The sequence below is a fragment of the Serratia sp. 121840015-1 genome (assembly GCF_053627655.1).
The window spans coordinates 1-2145 of the sequence record NZ_JBSEYF010000022.1 but is presented as its reverse complement, the minus strand read 5'-3'; the positions used below and the strand labels follow the sequence as shown (position 1 = coordinate 2145).

The following is a 2145-nucleotide window of genomic DNA, read 5'->3' as shown; positions in this document are numbered from 1 at the left end:
GCCCAGGGAAGACTCATCTTGAGGCAAGTTTCGCGCTTAGATGCTTTCAGCGCTTATCTTTTCCGCACTTAGCTACCGGGCAATGCCATTGGCATGACAACCCGAACACCAGTGGTGCGTTCACTCCGGTCCTCTCGTACTAGGAGCAACCCCTCTCAATCTTCCAACGCCCACGGCAGATAGGGACCGAACTGTCTCACGACGTTCTAAACCCAGCTCGCGTACCACTTTAAATGGCGAACAGCCATACCCTTGGGACCTACTTCAGCCCCAGGATGTGATGAGCCGACATCGAGGTGCCAAACACCGCCGTCGATATGAACTCTTGGGCGGTATCAGCCTGTTATCCCCGGAGTACCTTTTATCCGTTGAGCGATGGCCCTTCCATTCAGAACCACCGGATCACTAAGACCTACTTTCGTACCTGCTCGAGCCGTCACTCTCGCAGTCAAGCTAGCTTATGCCTTTGCACTAACCTCACGATGTCCGACCGTGATTAGCTAACCTTCGTGCTCCTCCGTTACTCTTTGGGAGGAGACCGCCCCAGTCAAACTACCCACCAGACACTGTCCTCACCCCAGATTATGGGGCCGAGTTAGAACATCAAACATTAAAGGGTGGTATTTCAAGGATGGCTCCACGCAGACTGGCGTCCACGCTTCAAAGCCTCCCACCTATCCTACACATCAAGGCTCAATGTTCAGTGTCAAGCTATAGTAAAGGTTCACGGGGTCTTTCCGTCTTGCCGCGGGTACACTGCATCTTCACAGCGAGTTCAATTTCACTGAGTCTCGGGTGGAGACAGCCTGGCCATCATTACGCCATTCGTGCAGGTCGGAACTTACCCGACAAGGAATTTCGCTACCTTAGGACCGTTATAGTTACGGCCGCCGTTTACTGGGGCTTCGATCAAGAGCTTCGCCTTGCGGCTGACCCCATCAATTAACCTTCCAGCACCGGGCAGGCGTCACACCGTATACGTCCACTTTCGTGTTTGCACAGTGCTGTGTTTTTATTAAACAGTTGCAGCCAGCTGGTATCTTCGACTGGCTTCAGCTCCATCCGCAAGGGACTTCACCTACATGCCAGCGTGCCTTCTCCCGAAGTTACGGCACCATTTTGCCTAGTTCCTTCACCCGAGTTCTCTCAAGCGCCTTGGTATTCTCTACCTGACCACCTGTGTCGGTTTGGGGTACGATTTAATGTTACCTAGAGCTTAGAGGCTTTTCCTGGAAGCAGGGCATCAACTACTTCTGCACCGTAGTGCATCGTCATCACGCCTCAGGGTTAGTATGCAACCGGATTTACCAGGTCACACCCCCTACACGCTTAAACCGGGACAACCGTCGCCCGGCTAGCCTAGCCTTCTCCGTCCCCCCTTCGCAGTAACACCAAGTACAGGAATATTAACCTGTTTCCCATCGACTACGCTTTTCAGCCTCGCCTTAGGGGTCGACTCACCCTGCCCCGATTAACGTTGGACAGGAACCCTTGGTCTTCCGGCGAGCGGGCTTTTCACCCGCTTTATCGTTACTTATGTCAGCATTCGCACTTCTGATACCTCCAGCAACCCTCACAGGCCACCTTCAACGGCTTACAGAACGCTCCCCTACCCAACAACGCTAAGCGTCGCTGCCGCAGCTTCGGTGCATGGTTTAGCCCCGTTACATCTTCCGCGCAGGCCGACTCGACCAGTGAGCTATTACGCTTTCTTTAAATGATGGCTGCTTCTAAGCCAACATCCTGGCTGTCTATGCCTTCCCACATCGTTTCCCACTTAACCATGACTTTGGGACCTTAGCTGGCGGTCTGGGTTGTTTCCCTCTTCACGACGGACGTTAGCACCCGCCGTGTGTCTCCCGTGATAACATTCTTCGGTATTCGGAGTTTGCATCGGTTTGGTAAGCCGGGATGGCCCCCTAGCCGAAACAGTGCTCTACCCCCGAAGATGAGTTCACGAGGCGCTACCTAAATAGCTTTCGGGGAGAACCAGCTATCTCCCGGTTTGATTGGCCTTTCACCCCCAGCCACAAGTCATCCGCTAATTTTTCAACATTAGTCGGTTCGGTCCTCCAGTTAGTGTTACCCAACCTTCAACCTGCCCATGGCTAGATCACCGGGTTTCGGGTCTATACCTTGCAACTA

The 2145-nt window shown here is 53.4% G+C and carries 1 rRNA gene; it reads right to left on the bottom strand.

Annotated features, from left to right (window positions below):
- Nucleotides 1-2145 (bottom strand): 23S ribosomal RNA (locus ACUXAC_RS26890); the annotation flags it as partial.